This window comes from Streptomyces tirandamycinicus, assembly GCF_003097515.1.
GTDB lineage: Bacteria > Actinomycetota > Actinomycetes > Streptomycetales > Streptomycetaceae > Streptomyces > Streptomyces tirandamycinicus.
On the sequence record NZ_CP029188.1, the window covers coordinates 7201370 to 7219933 of the forward strand.

Consider the following 18564-nt stretch of genomic DNA (forward strand, 5'->3'; position numbering starts at 1 on the left):
AACGGCTTTGGGACCACGCAGCCGGATCAGGCGAGCTCCCGAAGACGTCCCGTTAGGGCCCGTCATTCCTCGTCAGTGGCGTCCGGGGCCCGCAGCGGACGCGGGCCGCCGGGCAGCTCGGGGAGTTGGAACGAGTACCGGCCGTGCATGTTGATGTGGTGCCTCACGAACCAGGGACATCCGCCACATAGGTGAGCGCGTCAGTCCTTCCCGTTCTGCCTGAGCACCAGTTCCCTCATGCACTTCTCCAGGGCATCCACGGCAAGTCCCTCGTCGATCAGCTGGTACCGGTATGGCTCGTAGCGGTCAGCCCGGCCGCCGGGCTGTCTGGGCTGCTGGAACAGGCTCTCGAAGGTGCCAGGTGCAGGTGCAGATCTCTCCGCTGCGGTCGGCATACGGCGGATCAGTCCGAGCTCCACGAGTGTCTGGCAGCTGTCCTCGTACGAGTCCCGGAGTAGGTGGAAGTACTCCCGCTTCTTCGCGTACAGGTAATTTCCGGACTCCTGATGCTCGCCGGGGAACTTGAGTCGCAGGAAGCGGAGGCTGAGCCAGGTGAAGATCTCCGAGGGGTACAGCACCTGCACCCAGCCCTGGAGGAAGAAGTTGATCGGGACTTCGATCACTGTGTCGTCAGCTGTCGGCACAACGTAGTAGTCGGCAGCGAGGGCGGTCCCTCTCCCCGTCTCGCGCATCAGCCTGAAGGCTCTGTGATCCCGGTGTCCGCCCTTCTTCCGAGGTATCTCGACCAGCGCCTGATCACCCAGGTCTTCAAGGGTGCACAACGCACCCTTGACCTGGCGGATCCGCTTGGTCTCCTGTGCGCGGGGCGGTGCCCAGGTGTACGTGCCTGTCGCACTGTTGTATCCCACGTCGATGGCGACGAAGTCCTTCCACCCGTGACGACCGCGGAAGGTACGGTCCCCGGTCCACTCGGCACCTGGATCAAGGCGACACTGCGCCTCGAAGAGCGCGAGCAGGTAAAAGCGGAGTGCGATGCCGCGCGGGTTGAGCAGCCGCGACGCGGGGGGCTGCCTGTCCACGTCCACCTTGTCGATCACGAAGTTGTGGCGCAGGCGAAGTGCGGCCGGCTGCTTCCCCTCCTGCCACACCTCGCGGAGCGTCCCGTTCACTCCCCGGAACAGGTTGTCCTTCTCCAGCTTCTGCAGACGCCGTATCCGGCGCTCCAGCGACTCCGTGTCCCGGTCCACGCGCACCTCATTTTTGACGGTTTAACCTCGCCGCTTTGACCCGCATCGAAGAGGTAACCTGTAACTCTCCGATGCGGGTCAAAGCGTCGATTCATACCCGCTGGAGGGTACCGGAAGCCATACAGACTTGGTCTTGCAGGGGCAGAGTGCCCCGCTCGGCAGAACTCGGCGGCACGCCGTTCGCACCAACGCGAACGGCCCCGGATGCACCCGGGGCCGCTTCCGCCAAATGCTCGAAAGGTAGAAACGAGCTTGACCAATGTACTGCCTCCTTCCCCGGATGACACGAGCCGTGCTCCGCTGCTCAGCGCCCACTCCGCGCTCGTGCTGACGATTGCTGTGATCATCGGTGTCGGCATCGGGTGCCTGACGTATCTCGGCACCCGTCAGGTCTCGACCGCCACGATTGCTGGTCTCACGGCCTTCGGGGTCAGCGTCCCCGTTCTCCGCCGGGAGATCGGTTCCTGACCTTCATGGACGGGGTCCTCCGGCATCCCGGAGGACCCCGTGGCCAACGCCTGGACAAGTGGGCGGAGCTCGGTCACTCACTCGTCGCCAGCGGCGTCCGGGTCGCGCAGCGGGCGCAGGCCGCCGGGCAGGTCAGGGAGCTGGAATGAGTACCGGCCGAGCATGTTGATGTGGTGCCGTACGAACGGTGAGAGGCGGGCGACGTCCTCGTCGCGGACGTCGAAGCCGTCCGCGCGCAACTGGTTGACCGCGGCGTCCATGTACCGAGTGTTGAAGAGCACGAGGGCGTTGAGGACCAGGCCGAGGGCGCCGATCTGGTCCTCCATGCCGTCCTGGTAGCGCTGGTACAGCTGCCCCTGCTTCCCGTGGAAGATCTTCCGGGCGAGGGCGTGGCGGCCCTCCTGGAGGTTGGCCTGCACCTTGATCTGCCGGCGGTAGCCGGGCTCGTCGGCCAGGCGCAGGATGTGCAGGGTCTTGGAGATCCGCCCGTAGTGGGCGATCGCGTCGCCGAGCGGGGTCGGGCGCCCGTCGCGGGAGAGCATGCGGATTACGTCGTACGCGCGGACGGCGCCGGTGTGGATGGAGCCGATGATCCGCAGGATGTCCTCCCAGTGGCGTTCGATCCGGGCGAGATCGATCCGGCCGCGGGCCGCGTCCTGGAAGGCGCCGTAGTCGGCGGTGCGGTCGATGCGCCACATCTTCTGGTCGGGCAGGTCCGCGAGCTGCGGCGCGTACGCGAACCCGGCCAGAGTGAGCAGGCCGAAGACGATGTCGCTGTAGCTCGCGGTGTCGGTGACGATCATCTCGGGGCGCTTGCCGCCGTCGCGGTCGTAGAGGACGTCCATCACATACAGCGAGTCGCGCGGGGTGCCGGCCACCACCTTCCCGCCCAGCCCCGCCGCCTGATCGTTGATCATGTTGAGCCAGGTGGCCCCGCCCCGGCGGCCGAAGTACTTCGGGTTCGGCCGGGCGTACACGCTGGGGACGGGGACGACGAACCGCATGCCGTCCACGGAAGCGACCAGGCCACCGCCCCAGACTTGCGCGAGCGGACGCCTGATAGTCGATCAGCGTGGCGTTCGCCGCCCGGTACGTCGCCAGCCTCAGATAGGTCTGGTCGACGTGGGACAGACGGCCGTACTTCAGCGGGTCGGCGGCGCCGATGACGGGGGTGTAGCCGACGTTGCAACTGTGCGCGACCAGCAGCGCGGCAATCGTCACGTGCAGGTCCCTCAGCCTCGCCTCGCTGCCGGTGACCGAGGTGAACGCCTGGTCGGCGCCGGTCCACGAGAACACCTCCAGCAGGGCTTCCGGCAGGTCGACGCGGGGCAGCATCGCCTCCACCGCCTCCCGCAGGGCCCGCAGGGAGGCAGGTTCGGGCTCCGGCTCCAGGGCGGCGAAGTGCAGCCGCCCGTCGTCGTCGAACACGATTTGGGAGTTCGTCGGCACCCGGGCCGCGACCTCCCGGTAGGTGCCGTCCAGCAGCGCCGCCCGCGCGGCCAGGTGCTCCCCGGCCGTGGCGGGCAGGTTGAGCGAGGCGAGCACGGTGGGCTTGGTCTGCTGCCACGCCTCACCGTCGAGGAGCTTGGCCCGCGGGTCGCCCCACTTGGAGGAGTTCTTCGCGAATACCTGCTTGCTCCGCAGCATCCGGTGCAGCTGCTCCAGCACGCAGAACGCGTACGCCTTCCAGTCCACCGTGCCCGGCTCCAGGTGCGGCGCGGACAGCACCAGCCGCCGCCACGAACCGGCCAGCAGACCGGTGTCGATCTCGGCGGGGCCGACCTTCTTGCGGCCCATCAGGTCCGGCAGCGACTTCAGCGCGTTCAGGACCGGCAGGCCCTCCGGAGTGGCGTCGAAGTCGACCACGTCCACCAGCAGCTTCAGGAACGGCCGTACGACGGCGAACCGGGTGACCAGCTGGGTCCGCCATGCCTCGTCCGCGTCCGAGTCGAGCGGCGGGGTCAGCTCGAACAGCGCGGCGATCGCGGCCGCCAGCTCGTGGCGCGGCACCACCTGCTCGATCCGCGCCCACATCGCATCCAGCGTTTCCACCTCGGGCGGGGTGATCTCCCCGGTGTCGGTGTCGACCTGCTCGGACGTGGTGTCGAACACGATCTGGAACGCGGTGGCCAGCTTCGCCGAGGCCCGCTCCACCTTCGGCAGGGTCTTCAGCTTCTCCTTCATCGTCTCCCGCTCGGCCCTGGCCAGCAGCTTCGTGGCGATGAGCACTTCGAGCAGGTCCAGGGCGTCATCGACCGCGCGGGACGTCAGGTAAACCGCGGTGGCCAGCAACGTGGCCAGCCGCCGGGAGTCCCCGTGCCGCCTGAGCAGCGACGCCTTGCCGTCGACCCCGTACCGCGACAACTCCGCCAGCCGCCGCGGCGGTATCCCGGACACGTCCACCTCACCCATCCCAAAAGCGGCGATCTCCTCCGCCCTCTGAAGCGCCCACTTCATCTGAGGCCCGGAGATCCGCACCGGGCCCCGCCGCAGCCGGTCCAGCTCCGACACCCGGGCACCCGGCGGCACGCTCAACAGGGAGTCGAGCACGGCCCGCTGACCGGTGCTCAGCAGGCCGTACAGGGTGTCCCACAGCCGGTTGTTCGCCGCCTCCCTCACCGTGCCCACCAGCCGGGCCAGTCGGCTCGCCCCGGGCAGCAGCACCCGGCGCTCGCGCAGCCACCCGCCCGCCGCGTCGAACAGCGACTTCGGCCCGTCGCCCGTCGTCCAGGCCCGCGCATCCAGCCACTCGCTCAGCTCGTCCCGCACCTCGGCGAAGTCCCGCCAGCCCCCGGCCTCCTGGATCTCCCCGGCGTGCGTACGCGCCGTCCCGTCCCGCTCGCCGTACTCCTTCAAACACGACGCATCCGCGATCCCCAGCTGCTCGGCCAGATACTCGGCGACCTCCGCCGGCACCTGCCGCGGGTCCGGCATGAACCGGCCCAGGTACCGCACACTCGTCAGCTGGACCGCGAACCCGAGCCGGTTGTGTGCACGCCGCTTGGCCTGCACCTTCTCCAGATCCGAGTCATCCAGGAAGAAATACCGCTCCAGCTCCGCACGGGACGGCACTCCGTTGAACGCCGCGTACTGGGCTGCCTGTTGATCCGACAAGAACTCGACCGCCACGAGGGCCTCCGAAGATCGACAACATCGACCCGCGAAGGCTCCGCCGTACGATCAGCCCAGGTCAAAGCGCCGAATAGGACCGCGAGGGCTTAGCGCACGATCTGACACGGATGTTCCTCAACCCCCGAGTCGGGACGGCGTGGTCGAGGCCGTGCGTGTCCTGCGACTCGCCCGCCGCAGCGCGGTCAAGGCCCGCACCCAGGCGATGAACCAGATACGCGGCCTGCTCGTCTCAGCCCCCGCGATGCTGCGTGAACAGGTCGCCGGTCTGGACCGGGCCGCACTGATACGCACACTCACCCGGCTGCGGCCCGGAGACGATCTGTCGCGGCCGCTGACGGCGACCCGGGCATCGCTGCGCCGCCTGGCCCGGCGTCACCAGGCACTTGACGCCGAGATCGCCGACCTCGACACCGAGATCGGCCCGCTGGTCAAACGGGCCGCCCCGCAGCTGCCGGAGCTGTTCGGCGTCGGCCCCGAGACCGCCGGCCAGCTGCTGGCCTCGGCTGGGGACAACCCGGAGCGGATGCGGTCCGAGGGCGCGTTCGCGCACCTGGCGGGGGTCGCACCGATCCCGGCCTCGTCCGGACGAACCCACCGCCACCGCCTCAACCGCGGTGGCGACCGGGCGGCGAACAACGCCCTGCACACCATCGTCCTCACCCGCATGCGCTTCGACGAACGCACCCGCGCCTACGTCGAACGCCGCACCAAGGAAGGGCTGAACAAGAAGGACATCATGCGCTGCCTCAAGCGATTCGTCGCCCGCGAGGTCTACCCCGCTCTGACCAGCACACCAACCGAACAAATCACTCAAACCGACCTGGCTCCAGCGGCTTGACAGCCATAGGAGCATCCCTGGCCGGGCGGGCGCCCGCCCCGGGGCCCGGTGCCGCGTCAGCCGGGTGAGCCGCCGGCCGAGTTCCGTCAGCCGATGCCGCGCCGGCCGGGTGCGCCGCCGGTCGAGTTGCGTCAGCCGGATGCGCCGTCAGCCGTCGGTTGCCGTGCGACCGCGGCCAGGCGGGCGGCGGCCACGACGGCGAGGACGGCGACCGCGACCCCGGCGGCCATCGCCGCCGGGTAGCGCAGCGGGAGCTCCGCCGAGGGCGGGTAGAGCACGATGCCGACGAGGGCGATGCCGAGCGCCGCGGCGAGCTGCTGCGTGGTGGCCAGGACGCCGGCTCCGGCGCCCGCGTCCCGGGGCGGCACCCTGCTCATCACGGCGCCGGTCAGCAGAGGGACGATCATGCCGTTGCCCACTCCGTAGACGGCCATGCCGGCCAGCAGCAGTGCCAGGGACGCGCCGCCTCCCCCCAGGGCCGCGGCGGCCGGCGCCGCGGCGAGACCCAGGGCGATCAGGGCGGCGGAGGAGACGAGCACCCCGTCGCCGAAGCGCGCCCGCAGCGGTACGGCGATCCTCGAGCCCACGGCGATGGCGACGGCCGCGGGGGTGAACGCCAGGCCCGCCTCGGCCGAGCTCAGGCCCGCCTCGTCCTGGAGGTACAGGGCGAGGACGACGGCGAAGGGCACGGTGGCGGTGTAGAGCAGGAAGTTGAGCAGGACGCCGTACGCGAAGACGGGCACGGAGAACAGGCCCAGCGGCAGCAGCGCCGGCCGTCCCTCGCGGGCCCGGGCGCGCTGATGGCGTACGAAGACGGTCCCGAGCAGGTATCCGGCGGCGCACACGGCCAGACCGGTGGGCAGGAACGGCCACTCCCCGGCCGCGGCGAGCGGCAGCAGCACACAGGCCACGGACAGGGCGCCGAGCACCGCGCCGGTGACGTCGACCCCCTGCCCGGAGAGCGCCGGCCGGTCCGCGTCCAGCGTCGCCGGCAGGAGCAGGAACGCCGCCAGGCAGAGCGGCACGGCGACGAGGAAGACCGTGCGCCAGCCCAGGCCGAACAGGTCCCAGGCCGGCAGGGCACCGCCGAGGACCTGGCCGCACACCATGCCCAGGCTCATCGACACGGCGAACCAGGACAGCGCCTTCTGCTGCTCACCGGGCGGGAACTGGGTCCGGATCAGGGCCAGGACCTGCGGCTGCAGCATCGCCGCGGCCGCGCCCTGGGCGAGCCGGGCCGCGATCAGCGACCCGGGGGACCAGGCGAGCGCGCAGACCAGCGAGGTCAGCGCGAAGACGGCGATGCCGGCCCGGTACATGCGCCGTCGCCCGAACAGGTCGCCGAGCCGGCCGCCGGTGATCAGCCCCAGGCCGTAGACCAGGCCGTAGCCCCCGACCACGGCCTGGAACTCGAACGGTGTGAGCCGGAACGACTCGCCGACCGACGGCGCCGCGAGATTGACGCAGAACTGGTCGAAGAGCGAGAGGAAGGGGCCGATCAGCAGCAGCGCGAGCGCCTGCCGCCGGCGCGGGTTGGGCGGGGGCGGAGCGGTGTCACGGCCGGTGGCGGTCCGGTGGCCGCCGAGCCGGGCCCCGGTCGCCGCGCCGACGAGTTCCTCTGCCATGTTCCGCCGTCCCCTCCCGTGTCCTGCGGACATCCCAGGAGCGGACCGGGTGCGCGGCAAGCGGACTTGGCTGAGTCCTCGCGGGCCGGCCTGCCCGGTGGAGGCTTGCGCAACTCGCCGTGGACGCGTCGCCGGCCGGCCGCACATCCTGCCGACGCAACCGACGCAGAGAGGCTGTTGCCATGGAAAGCGGTCGTTCGGCGGTGCGCCCCTCCCCCGGCACGGGAAACGATCAGGAGGACGCCCGCGGCCTCGTGCTGCGGTTCCTCGACGGCGACGTCCGTGCCGACCCGTACCCCCTGCTGAACCGCATCCGCGAGGCGGGCCCGGTGTGGCTGGGCGACGGGGTCGTCGTCCTCTCCTCGCACGCCCACTGCGAGGCCGCCCTGCACGCGGCGGAGGATGCGCCCGCCTCCGCCGCCGGCTGCCCGGTCTCCGCGGCCCGGCTGCGCAGCGCGGTGGACCGCGCGTTCCCCGCGGACGCCGTGACGGGCCTCGCCCCCCTGGTCCGCTCCCTCGTCGACGACCGCCTGGACTCGGTGGCGACGCGCGGCCGTCTCGAAGCGGTCAGCGACCTCGCCCATCCGGTGCCGATGGCCGTCCTGTCGCACCTGCTGGGTCTGCCGGCCGGCGACGCGCAGTGGCTGCACCGGCGGGCCTCGGCGCTGGCCCCGGCCCTGGACCTCGGCCAGGCGCCCACCGGCGCGGAGACCTCCGGGGACTCGGCGGCCCGCCGGGCGGAGACCGAGCTGGCGGCGTACCTCGCCGAGGCGGTGGCCGACCGGCGGCGACGCACCGGCGGCGACGACCTGCTCTCCCGGCTGATCCGGGCGGACGAGCACGGTGAACGGCTCAACGACGCCGAGGCCGTGTCGGCCGGCCTGCTCCTGCTCGCCTCCGGGTACGAGACCACCTCGGCCCTCGTCTCGGGCGGCATCCTGGCGCTGCTGCGGGCCCCGCACGAGATCGACACCCTCCGCCGCGACCCGGCCCACGCCCGGCATCTGGTGGAGGAGACGCTGCGGCTCGACCCGCCGCTCCAGGTCGTCCGGCGACGCGCCGGCACCGACCTCGACCTGCCCGGCACCCGGGTGCCGCGGGGCACGGTGACGGTGCTGCTGCTCGCGGCGGCGCACCGCGACCCGGCGGTGGCCGCCAGCCCCGACGTCTTCGCGCCGGGCGGCGCCTCGCCGCACCTGGCGTTCGGCGCCGGCCCCCACCACTGCCCCGGCGCACCGCTGGCCCGGCTGATCGCGCGGACCGTGCTGGTGCGCTTCGCTCAGCGGGCCCTGGCACCGCGCTTCGCCCTCGGCAGCCCGTCCTACCGTCCCACCGCCGCGCTGCGCGGACTGCGGGCGCTGTGGGTGGACGCGGACGGCTTCGCCCCCCGGGATTTGCCGTGGCAGCCGCCGGCCGCGTGAACGGCCGGCATTCGCCCCCGCCCATGCCGCGGTCGTCGCGGCGGGAAGGACATCGTGACGCTCACCCACCCCGGCGCGCCGGCTCTGACGGCCGCCCTGGACTGCTTCTTCGTGAGGCCCGGCGAGGACGAGCGGGCCCGCACCGCCGGGCGGCAGGTGCTCGGGAGGGTCACCTACGGCCACAGCGGCCGGCCGCCCACGCTGCACAACGGCGCACCGCTGGTCCGCACCGCCATGGCGGACGCGGCGACCGAGCGCATCACCGAGGTGTGGACCACCGACCGGCCGGTGCGCTCCGGCCGGGACGGCGGCCTGGTGTACGCCGAGGACGGCGAGCACTTCTTCTGCGCGGTCCGGATCGACGCGTGCGGCGTCTACCGGGACACGGTCCGGCAGGCCTACGAGGCGGCGTTCACGCTGATGTGGCGGCTGGGCTACACCGAACCGCTGCGGATGTGGAACCTCGTCGGTGACATCACCGGCCCCAACGCCCAGGGCATGGAGACCTACCGGGACTTCTGCGTGGGCCGGGCCCAGGCGTTCGAGTCCTGGTCGGACCGGATCGGCGGGATGCCCGCCGCCACCGGCATCGGTTCCCTGCGCCCCGGGATCGACCTGTACTTCCTGGCCTGCCGCACCGGCCGGGCGCGGCACCTGGAGAACCCGCGCCAGACGCCGGCACACCGGTACCCGGCCCGGTACGGCCCCAAGTCGCCGAGCTTCGCCCGCGCCACGCTCCTGGAGCCGGGCTCCGGCACCCGGCCGGTCCTGTACGTGTCCGGCACGGCCAGCATCGTCGGCGACGACACCGTCCACCCCGACGACTTCGGGCGCCAGTGCGCCGTCACGCTCGCCAACATCGAGGCCCTCGTCTCCCCGGAGAACCTCGCCCGGCACGGCCTGGCGGGCGGCTTCCGCCTGGCGGACCTCGACTGCGTCAAGGTGTACGTCCGCGACGCCCGGGACCTGCCCGCGGCCCGCGCCCACTGCGCCGAGGCGTTCCGCGCGGACGCGGACGTCGCCTGCTTCAACGTCGGCGTCTGCCGTCCCGACCTGCTCGTGGAGATCGAAGGGATCTGCAGATGACCAACTTCGTCCGGCGGCTGGCGGAGACCGCACTGTCCCGGGGCTGGCTGGAGCGCCCCGCGTACCACGTGGACGAACGCGTCCACCGGTTCGAGGACGTGCTCGCGGGTGCGGACCGCGCCGCCGCGGCCTTCGCCTCCCGCGGCCTGGGACCCGGCGCGCGCATCCTCATCGCCCTCCCGGACGGCATCGAGTTCGTCTGGGCGTTCCTCGGGGCCATGCGCATCGGAGCCGTGGCCGTTCCGGTCAACTCCATGTTCCATCCCGACGAGATGCGCCAGGCCGCCGGTATCGCCCAGCCCGCCGCCGTGGTGTCCGATCCCGGGTTCGCGGGCCGGTTCACGGTGCCCGTGCTCACACCGGACGCGCTGCGCAGCGAGGCGCGGGTGCCGCCGTACGCCCCGGCGACGGACGACACCCCCGCGTTCGCGGCCTTCACCTCCGGGACCACCGGCGGCCCCAAGCTCTGCTTCCACACCCATGGCGACCCGGAGGTCCTGACCCGGGCGGCCGGTGCGGCCGTCGGCGTCACCGCGGACGACGTGAGCTACTCGGTGCCGCGCATGAACTTCGCGTACGGCCTGGGCAACTCCCTCTTCTTCCCGCTGATGACCGGTGGCGCGGCCGTGCTCACCCCCCGTCGGCTCGCGCCGGGCGACTCGCTGGCGGTCCTGGAGAAGTACGGCGTGACCGTCTTCTACAGTCAGCCGACCTTCTTCGCCCATATGCTCGGTCACCCGGACGCCCGGCGGGTTCTGGGTGGTCTCCGGACGGCCGTGGTGGCCGGGGAGGTGCTGCCCGACTCACTGGAGCGCCGGCTGCGGGACATCCTGGGCCCGCGGCTGCTGAACGTGTACGGGACGACCGAGATCGGGCACGCGGTGCTCGCGAACGGTCCCGGCTCCGTACGCGAGTTCACGCTCGGCCGGGCCCTGGACCCGTACCGGCTGCGGGTCGTCGACGACGCCGGTGTGCCGGTCCCGGCGGGAGTCGAGGGACGCCTGGAGGTGTCGGGTCCGACCATCGGTCTCGGCGTCCCGCGCGGCGGCGACGACCCGGTCCGGCTCGCGCCGGGCGAGTGGTACTCCACCAGTGACGCCGCCACCGTGGACGCCGACGGATTCGTCCGGGTCCACGGACGGCTGGACGACGTGGAGATCGTCGGCGGGATCAACGTCCACCCGGCGGAGATCGAGGACCGGCTGATGGCCCACCCGGCCGTCGAGGAAGCGGCGGTGTGCGCGGTGCGCCGCGACTCGGGCATCTCTGTGCTGCGTGCCCACGCCGTCCTGCGCCATGCTCTGGACGAGACGGCCGAACAGGCGCTGCGCGACGAGCTTCTCGGCGCCTGCCGCTCGTCGCTGACCTGGTACAAGGTGCCGGAGGACGTCACCTTCGTCGCCCGGCTGCCGCGCAATCCGACGGGCAAGCTGCTGCGCCGCACCGTCCGCGCGCTCGCCGCCGAGGACGCCCTGCGCTGATCCGGGGCGGCCGCCGCCCTTCCTGCCCCGCCTGTTCCGCATCCTGCCTGTTCCGCACCCCGCCCGTTCCGCACCCCGCCTCTGCCTGGAGTGAAAGCGTTGACCTCTGTCGAAACCTCCACAGCCGTCTCCTTCGACGGCCAGACCCTCACCATCGACGCCGTCCGGCGCGTCGCCGAGGAGGGCGCGCCGGCCGCCGTCGCCCCCGAGGCGGTCGCGAAGACCCTGCGCAGCCGGGCGATGCTGGAGGAGCTGGCCGGGCAGAACGTCCCCATCTACGGCGTCACCACCGGTTACGGCGAGATGATCTACATGCAGATCGACAAGTCGAAGGAAGTCGAACTGCAGACCAACCTGGTGCGCAGCCACAGTTCCGGGGTGGGGCCGCTGTTCGCCGAGGACGAGGCCCGGGCCATCGTGGCGGCCCGCCTCAACACCCTCGCCAAGGGGCACTCCGCGGTGCGCCCCGAGATCCTCGAGCGGCTGGCCCTCTACCTGAACCGGGGCATCATCCCGGCCATCCCCGAGATCGGCTCCCTGGGTGCCAGCGGCGACCTCGTCCCTCTCTCCCACATCGCCGGCACGCTCATCGGCGAGGGGTACGTGCTGCGCGACGGCCGTCGTGTGGAGACGGCGGCGGTCCTGGCCGAGCAGGGCATAGAGCCGCTCCAGCTCCGCTTCAAGGAGGGGCTGGCGCTCATCAACGGCACGTCGGCGATGACGGGTCTCGGCTCGCTGGTCGTGAACCGCGCACTGGCCCAGACCCGGCAGGCCGAACTGGTCTCCGCGCTGCTCAACGACGTGCTGTGCGGTTCGGCCAGCCCCTTCCTCGCCGAGGGCCACGACGTAGCCCGCCCGCACCGGGGCCAGATCGACTCGGCCGCCAACATGCGGGCCCTGCTGGCCGGCAGCAGGCTGGTCGCCGAGCACGCGGAGCTGCGCCGGCAGGTGCAGGACGTGAAGGAGGACGGCAGGGAGGTCCAGCGGACCGAAACGTATCTGCAGAAGGCGTACACGCTGCGGGCCGTCCCGCAGATCCTCGGCGCGGTGCGGGACACCCTGTACCACGCGCAGGGCAAGCTGGAGATCGAGCTCAACTCGGCCAACGACAACCCGCTGTTCTTCGAGGGCGAGGAGATCTTCCACGGCGCGAACTTCCACGGCCAGCCGATCGCGTTCGTGCTGGACTTCGTGACGATCGCCCTCACCCAGCTCGGCGTCCTCGCCGAGCGGCAGCTGAACCGGCTTCTCAACCGCCACCTGAGCTACGGCCTGCCGGAGTTCCTGGTGGCCGCGGATCCCGGCCTGAACTGCGGGTTCGCCGGGGCGCAGTACCCGGCGACCGCCCTGGTCGCGGAGAACCGCACCATCGGCCCCGCCTCCACCCAGTCCGTGCCGTCCAACGGCGACAACCAGGACGTCGTCAGCATGGGGCTGATCGCCGGCCGCAACGCCCGGCGGGTGCTGGGCAACAACAACCGCATCCTCGCGGTGGAGTTCCTCGCCGCCGCCCAGGCCGTCGACGTCTCGCAGCGCTTCGACGACCTGAGCCCGGCCTCCCGGGCGACGTACGAGGCGGTGCGCTCCCTGGTGCCGACGCTGGGCGTGGACCGGTACATGGCCGACGACGTGGAGCTCGTGGCGGCGGCGCTGTCGCGGGGCGAGTTCCTCACCTCGCTCGCCAAGCACACCGACGTCGAGCTGCGCTGAACCGCGCGTACCACGGGCAGCGCCCCCACCCCGGCCGGACCGGGTGGGGGCGCTGCCCGTGGTACGGGGTGGAGTCAGGCGGCGAGGGTCTGCTCGCCGGACGGCGTGCCCTCGGCCGGGACCTCCTCCTGGCCGATCGGGGGGACGTGCCGCATCAGGGCCACGAAGAACACGCCGGCGACCGCGATCAGGATTGCGCTGACGGCGGCGACGGTGTGGATGCCGCCGGTGAAGGCGACGCGGACCGGCTCCATCAGCGCGTCGGCGAGCTGCTGGGGCAGGCCCTGCGCGGCGGCCGCGGCGCCGGAGACGCTGTCGCGTGCGGCCTCGGCCGCATCGGCCGGGATGCCAGCGGGGACGGCGTTCTCCACCTCGGCGCGGTAGACGGCGAGCCCCAGGGTGCCCAGCGTCGCGACGCCGAGGGCGGCGCCGAACTCGTTGCTGATCTGGGAGAGCGCACCGGCCGAACCGGCCTTCTCCTGCGGGACGGCGCCGACGACCATGTTGGTGCCGAGCGCGACCAGCGGGGCGCCGCAGAAGGAGAAGACGGCGAAGCCGACGATCAGGGTGGAGGTCCCGGTGTCGGCGCCGAGCTGCGAGAAGACGATCAGGACGGCGACCACGCCGGCGATGCCCGCGCCGATGACGTAGGCGGGGCGGATCTTGCGGGCGATGATCGGGCAGACCATGAAGGAGACGGTCGCGGCCGCCATGCCCGGGAGCAGGCCGAGGCCGGACTCGAGCGGGGTCATGCGCTGGGCGGCCTGGAAGTACTGGGTCATCAGGAGCATGACCGTGCCGCCGATGAGGCTGTAGGCGAGCAGGCCGAGCAGCGAGGCGCTGAAGCGGCCGTGGCGGAAGAGGGTCACGTCGAGCAGCGGGGAGGCCAGCCCCCGCTGGCGGCGGACGAACAGCACACCGAGGACCACGCCGGCCACGATGGCGGCACCCGACAGCGGGCTCCAGCCGTTGCGGGCGATCTCCTTGACGCCGTAGATGACCGGGAGGGTGGTACCCAGGTTGAGCGCGACGCTGGGCAGGTCGATGCGGCCCGCCTCGGGGTTGGCGGACTCGGGCAGCACCTTCGGGCCGGCGATCAGCAGCAGGACCATGACCGGGACGCCGAGGAGGAAGAGCGAGCCCCACCAGAAGTGCTCCAGCATGATGCCGCCGAGCATCGGGCCGATGATGGCGCCGAGCGTGAAGCAGCTGGCCCACATGCCGATGGCGGCGGCCCGCTGCTTGGCGTCCTGGAACATGGTGGAGATCAGCGCCAGGGTGGACGGGCTGATGGCCGCGCCCGCGATGCCCAGCAGCACCCGGGCCGCGATCAGCATGCCCGGGCTCGTCGCGAACGCGGCGAGCAGCGACGCGGCGCCGAAGGCCGCGCCACCGATCAGGAGCAGTTTGCGGCGGCCGATGCGGTCGCCCAGCGTGCCCATCGGGACCAGGAAACCGGCGACCATGAAGCCGTAGATGTCCATGATCCACAGCTGCTGGTTGCTGTCCGCCCCCAGGTCCGCACTCAGGTGCGGCAGCGCGAGGAGCAGTACGAAAACGTCGAGGGCCACGAGCAGGGTGGGGAGGGCGAGGATTCCCAGCCCGATCCACTCCTTGCGCCCGGCCTTGGGAGCACCGCCTGCAGTCATGTGCTTGTTCTTCCCGTCGTCGTGTGTGGTGGGGCTGTCGCGCCTGTGCGCCCTTGGCCTGCGCGCGCCCGCTCCGAGGGTCTCCCGGGCGGCTGCGCGCGCGCATCTCGCAGAGTGCCGTCCTGGCCGTCCGCGCGAGTGAGTTTCATGAAGCAACTTGGAAGATGCCCGCGGTGATCACGGGCTCCTAAGGTCATTTCCAGGACGGCGGGGAAGCGGCCCGCACACGCCGAACCTCCCCCCACGTTCCTGTGTCCCCCCTCCTACATACGACGCGGAGTCAACGAAATGACTGTCAAGAACAAGCTCGGCCTCGCCACCCGCATCACCGCCGCCACCGCCGTGGCCGCGGGCCTGGCGCTGGCCGTTCAGCCCTCCGCCCTCGCCGCCGCGACCGCACCGGTCGTCTCGGTCTCGCCGGCCTCGGACCTCACGGACGGTCAGCAGGTGACCGTGACGGCCACGGGGCTGACCCCGAACACCGTCTTCCACCTGGGCCACTGCGCGTTCGTGGAGCCGGAGAAGTACGGCTGTGACGCCACCACGGCCAAGGACGTCGTCTCGGACGCCAGTGGCAAGGTGAACACCACCATCACCGTGCACAGCTCCTTCGAGGCGGTCGTGACGTCCGACGGCGCCGTGTGGGGCACCGTCGACGCCAAGAAGACCCAGACCCAGGTCGGCCTGGGCAGCGACGCGGGCGAGGGCGGCGGCCAGCCGGTCACCTTCAAGTAGTCCCGCTCTGCGGACATCCCTTCCGGAGCCCCCGGTACGCCGGCAGCCGGCCGGCTGCCGGGGGCTCGGGCGCGCCGTGCGGGCCCGGGCGCGGGCGCACCGTACGGCGCGGGCACACGGTACGGCGCGGGCACACCGTACGGCTGCGCACCATACGGCGCGGACCCCGGAAGGTCCGCGCCGCGCGGTGTCGCGGAGGAAGCGTTCAGCCGGACGCGGTCGCCCCCGGGGCGATGTCGCCGGCGAAGCGGCCCCGCGGATCGACCCGCGCGCGGACCCGGTCGACGGCGGCCAGCGCGTCGGCGTCGAGATGGCGCTGCGGCCGGTCCGCCCCCTCGACCAGGGACGGCACGGTGGTACCCGTGTCCCACGGCGCCAGCGCGGCGCGCACCGCGGCGCAGTGGCGCTCCAGGTCCGCCACGGTGACCGGACCGAACGGCGGGCCCGAACCCATGTACGCGAACGGCGCGTCCAGCCGGCTCAGGACCCCGCCGCGGGGATCGGCGTCCGCGAACGCCCCGCCGAGCTGCCGCAGTGTGGCGACGGCCAGCGGCGAGCCCGAACCCTCGCCGACGACGCCCAGGAAGGCCGCGGCGGCCTCGTCTCCGAGCTCCGCCAGAAGCAGGTGGTCGCCGACGAACGGGACCGGCTCGGCGGGGTCCATATGGGCGTCGAGCACCCCGGCGGCATCCGTGAGCGCCCAGGTGTCCATCAGCGGTGGGGCGATACCGCGCAGCGGCCCGAGCAGATCCTCCGCCTGACGCCGCGCCTCGGCCACCTCGTCCGGGGAGGCGGCGGCCACCGCACCGTCGACGCACAGCACCGGCCCGGCCGCGAGCACGGGCGGCACGCCCGGCACCGGCGGCAGGTTCATCACGCGCAGCGACGTCGTCGCGCGGCGGGGCGCGTCCGCGGCCCAGTCGCGCCACGCCGCGAGCAGCGGCGCCGCGTGGGCGGCGGACCAGTAGGCGGCTCCGGTGACCACCTTCGCCACGGGCAGGAGTTCGAGCTCGACGGCGGTGACGACACCGAAGCCGCCGCCTCCGCCGCGCAGGGCCCACAGCAGCTCGGGGTCGTTCTCCGCGTCCGCGCGCACCAAGGTGCCGTCGGCGGTGACGAGTTCGACCGCGCGCACGCTGTTGGCCGCGAGTCCCGTCCGCCGGCCGTAGAAGCTGACGCCGCCGCCGAGGAGATAGCCGACGACGCCGACGCCGGCGGCCGAGCCGTGCGGGGCGGTCAGGCCGAACGGCGCCGCCGCCGCGACGACCTCGCCCCAGGTCGTCCCGGCCGGTATCCGGGCGATGCGGCGCCGCGCGTCGACGACGACACCGCCGGCCAGACGGGTGCGGACCAGCAGGCCGCCGTCGACGGCGTGCCGCGCCCCGGAGGCGTGACCGGTGGTGTGCACGCGTACGGGCAGGTCCCGCGCGCCGGCCTCGCGCACGGCGGCACGGACCTCGTCGACGGTGCGGACGGTCACGGCCGCGCCGGGGCGCGCCGGGGCGGCGAGGTTGAAGACGCCGGCGGCCTCGTCGTACTCGGGCGTGCCGGGTGCCGCGAACGCCCTCGGGAGGATGTCGTGCTGGTTCATGGCTGAGGTTCTTCCTGCCTGCTTCAGTGCTCGCGGACGGCCGTCAGGAACACGAACGTCCCCGGACCGCTCTCCTCACGGACGGTCAGGCCGGCGTCGGCCAGCCAGCGCTTCAGGTCGTCGCGGTCGAAGAGCTGGAGGCCGCCCTGGTGCTGGGGGAAGCGGTGGGCGGACTGGAAGTAGCGGTAGACCGGGTCGTCGGAGCGCCGGAAGGTCATCAGCGTGAAGGTGCCGCCCGGCCGCAGGACCCGGCCGACCTCGGCGATCGCCGCTCCGGCGTCGGCGTAGAAGGCCTGGAGCGCGTTCCAGCACACCACCGCGCCCAGCGCGGCGTCGTGGAAGGGGAGTTCGGCGGCGGACGCCAGGACGGAGGGGACCTCGGGCAGCCGCCCGCGCAGCACGTTGAGCATGGGCAGCGCGCTGTCGAGGGCGATGAGCCGCTCGGCGCCGACCGTATCGGCGATGACGGCGGTCCACCGGCCGGCCCCGGCACCCAGGTCGAGGACCGGACCGTCCACGGGCCGGACGTGCTCGGCGATGTACCGGTCCTCGTCGGCGGGGGTGACCTCACCGCCCCAGTCCGAACCGGAGACCCGCAGGAAGGCCGGGCGGGCCACGGCCTCGTAGAACAGGCCCATGCTGGGGACCCGGGACAGCTTCTCCAGGAAGTCGGCGGCGGCGTCGCCGTCCCCCTCGGCGGCGGTCGCGGTCAGGTCGAGGATGCCGCCCGCGACGGGGTAGCGCGCCCGGCAGGTGCCGCAGCGCGCGGTGCCGTCGTGGGACGCGAGGGGACTCTTGCAGGAGGGGCAGCGCAGCGCGTCGAGGTGGGGCGCGAACAGGGTGGCGTCGGCGACGGGGGCGGTGACCTCGCGGCGCTCCGGCACGGGGGCGGTGGGCAGGTTGCGGGGGTCGCCGTTGCAGACCGCCCAGTAGGCCCGCGCGCCGGTGCAACCGAGGACGGTGCGGGTGTCGTTCTCCCAGTTGGCCGTGAGCTGCTCGGGCGTCAGCTCCTTGATCCATCCCTGGTCGAAGGCGCGCTCGTCCTCGTTGAGGGTCCACGCCGACGGCGAGGGCCAGACCCGGCCCAGGTCGGGGGCGTCGAGGTCGAGGGTGGCCAGGGCCCGGTCCAGCCGGGAGAGGTCCTCGGGCTCCGGTTCCCGGGCGGAGGCCGCGGCGAGGATCCGGTTGCGGTCGCCGGGGAAGTGCGCCAGCAGGTAGAGCAGGGCCAGGGTGAGCGGTGTGCCGCCGCCCGGGGTGCCCAGCAGTTCCAGGTAGGTGCCGAGGTGGCCGCGCACGGCGCGGGTGAGCGGGCCGTCGGGGTCCGGGTACTCGGTCTCGGCCAGCAGGCCGAGGAGCACGGCCAGGTGCCCCTTGCGGCCGGGGTCCGCCTCGGCCAGCGCGGACACCAGGTCGGGCACTGCGGCGAGGGCCCCGGCCTTCGCCTCTCCGGCGTCCCACAGGGCGTCCACCAGCGTGCGGAACTCCCCGGCGAGGTCGTCCGGCGCGGCCCCGAGGAAGGCCCCGGTGAGGCCGGCGGCCACCGGTGCGGTGGAAACGTTCATGTACGAGTCCCTCCTGGATCCGAGCGATCGGTGCGATCGGTGCGGCAGACGCCCGTGC

At 72.6% G+C, this 18564-nt stretch carries 11 protein-coding genes and 2 pseudogenes; 7 read left to right on the top strand and 6 right to left on the bottom strand.

The features are described from left to right. Nucleotides 1-200 precede the first annotated feature (200 nt). Nucleotides 201-1208: a hypothetical protein gene (locus tag DDW44_RS31205; protein ID WP_108908639.1), complete on the bottom strand. Its 1008-nt coding sequence runs from the start codon at nucleotides 1206-1208 to the stop codon at nucleotides 201-203. 252 nt (nucleotides 1209-1460) lie between these two features. On the opposite strand from DDW44_RS31205, the gene DDW44_RS31210 reads away from it, so the two are divergent. Further along, complete coding sequence (locus DDW44_RS31210) at nucleotides 1461-1676, top strand: hypothetical protein (RefSeq protein WP_244224169.1); 216 nt, start codon at nucleotides 1461-1463, stop codon at nucleotides 1674-1676. A 77-nt stretch (nucleotides 1677-1753) separates the two neighbouring features. Here DDW44_RS31210 and DDW44_RS31215 read toward each other — a convergent pair. Then, nucleotides 1754-4805, bottom strand: a pseudogene (locus DDW44_RS31215) (Tn3 family transposase). A gap of 121 nt (nucleotides 4806-4926) precedes the next feature. Between DDW44_RS31215 and DDW44_RS31220 the strand changes: the two are divergent. Beyond that, nucleotides 4927-5646, top strand: a pseudogene (locus DDW44_RS31220) (transposase); the annotation flags it as partial. Between the two features lie 131 nt (nucleotides 5647-5777). Here the strand turns inward: DDW44_RS31220 and DDW44_RS31225 are convergent. After that, nucleotides 5778-7271 (bottom strand): MFS transporter, encoded by a 1494-nt coding sequence (locus DDW44_RS31225; protein ID WP_108908641.1) that lies wholly within the window; start codon nucleotides 7269-7271, stop codon nucleotides 5778-5780. Nucleotides 7272-7453: 182 nt separating this feature from the next. Here DDW44_RS31225 and DDW44_RS31230 point away from each other — a divergent pair, with 182 nt between their 5' ends. From DDW44_RS31230 to cmdF, 4 genes are all read left to right on the top strand, one after another. Beyond that, complete coding sequence (locus tag DDW44_RS31230; RefSeq protein ID WP_244224170.1) at nucleotides 7454-8692, top strand: cytochrome P450; 1239 nt, start codon at nucleotides 7454-7456, stop codon at nucleotides 8690-8692. A gap of 54 nt (nucleotides 8693-8746) precedes the next feature. Beyond that, nucleotides 8747-9778 carry an FkbO/Hyg5 family chorismatase gene (locus DDW44_RS31235; protein ID WP_108908643.1) on the top strand — a complete coding sequence of 344 codons (1032 nt, stop codon included), beginning with the start codon at nucleotides 8747-8749 and terminating at the stop codon, nucleotides 9776-9778. Next, nucleotides 9775-11259, top strand: a complete 1485-nt coding sequence (locus tag DDW44_RS31240) for a class I adenylate-forming enzyme family protein (RefSeq protein ID WP_108908644.1) — start codon at nucleotides 9775-9777, stop codon at nucleotides 11257-11259. Before DDW44_RS31235 ends, DDW44_RS31240 begins: the two co-directional genes overlap by 4 nt. Nucleotides 11260-11358: 99 nt before the next feature. Continuing rightward, nucleotides 11359-12969: a tyrosine 2,3-aminomutase gene (gene cmdF, locus DDW44_RS31245; RefSeq protein ID WP_108908645.1), complete on the top strand. Its 1611-nt coding sequence runs from the start codon at nucleotides 11359-11361 to the stop codon at nucleotides 12967-12969. Nucleotides 12970-13043: 74 nt separating this feature from the next. On the opposite strand, the gene DDW44_RS31250 is transcribed toward cmdF, so the two are convergent. Continuing rightward, a complete protein-coding gene (locus tag DDW44_RS31250) occupies nucleotides 13044-14618 on the bottom strand; it encodes an MFS transporter (protein ID WP_108908646.1) in 1575 nt (524 codons plus the stop codon). Nucleotides 14619-14906: 288 nt separating this feature from the next. On the opposite strand from DDW44_RS31250, the gene DDW44_RS31255 reads away from it, so the two are divergent. Then, nucleotides 14907-15353 (top strand): enediyne antibiotic chromoprotein, encoded by a 447-nt coding sequence (locus DDW44_RS31255; RefSeq protein ID WP_108908647.1) that lies wholly within the window; start codon nucleotides 14907-14909, stop codon nucleotides 15351-15353. 205 nt (nucleotides 15354-15558) lie between these two features. Here the strand turns inward: DDW44_RS31255 and DDW44_RS31260 are convergent, their stop codons facing one another. Then, nucleotides 15559-16944 carry an FAD-binding oxidoreductase gene (locus DDW44_RS31260; protein WP_108908648.1) on the bottom strand — a complete coding sequence of 462 codons (1386 nt, stop codon included), beginning with the start codon at nucleotides 16942-16944 and terminating at the stop codon, nucleotides 15559-15561. 23 nt (nucleotides 16945-16967) lie between these two features. Further along, complete coding sequence (locus DDW44_RS31265; protein WP_108908649.1) at nucleotides 16968-18506, bottom strand: class I SAM-dependent methyltransferase; 1539 nt, start codon at nucleotides 18504-18506, stop codon at nucleotides 16968-16970. Nucleotides 18507-18564: the final 58 nt, after the last annotated feature.